This is a genomic window from Halorubrum sp. Atlit-26R (assembly GCF_003666015.1).
Classification (GTDB): domain Archaea; phylum Halobacteriota; class Halobacteria; order Halobacteriales; family Haloferacaceae; genus Halorubrum.
The window spans coordinates 1-456 of the sequence record NZ_QPLT01000499.1 but is presented as its reverse complement, the minus strand read 5'-3'; the positions used below and the strand labels follow the sequence as shown (position 1 = coordinate 456).

Genomic DNA, 456 nt, shown 5'->3' with positions numbered 1-456 from the left:
GACTAACAGCAGGTCGTTGTCCCCGACCATGCCGCGGGCGATGGCGAGCATCTGCTGTTGGCCGCCGCTCAGGTCGCCGGCCTCCTTGTCCGCGAAGCGGTCGAGCGCGGGGAACAGCTCGTACGCCTCCGCGATCCGCGCGTCCGGGTCGGCCGCCGAGTGGGCGGCGACCCGGAGGTTCTCCTCGACCGTGAGATGAGAGAACACGCGTCGCTCCTCCGGCACCCACCCCATCCCGCGGGCGGCGATCTCGTGGGGTTCCATCCCCGTCACGTCCGTCCCGTCGAACCGGACGGTTCCCTCGCGGGGCGGCGTCAGCCCGAGCGCGGTGCGGAGCGTGGTCGTCTTCCCGACGCCGTTGCGGCCGACGAGGGCGACGATCTCGCCCTCCTCGACCGACAGCGACAGCCCCTGGAGGATGTGGCTCTCGCCGTAGTAGGTGTGAACCCCGTCGAG

1 protein-coding gene is annotated in these 456 nt (G+C 71.3%); it reads right to left on the bottom strand.

Annotation, left to right across the window (positions count from 1 at the left end):
• Positions 1–456, bottom strand: a 456-nt coding sequence (locus tag DVK07_RS21645) for an ABC transporter ATP-binding protein (protein WP_121598627.1), incomplete at both ends; no start/stop codon positions are given.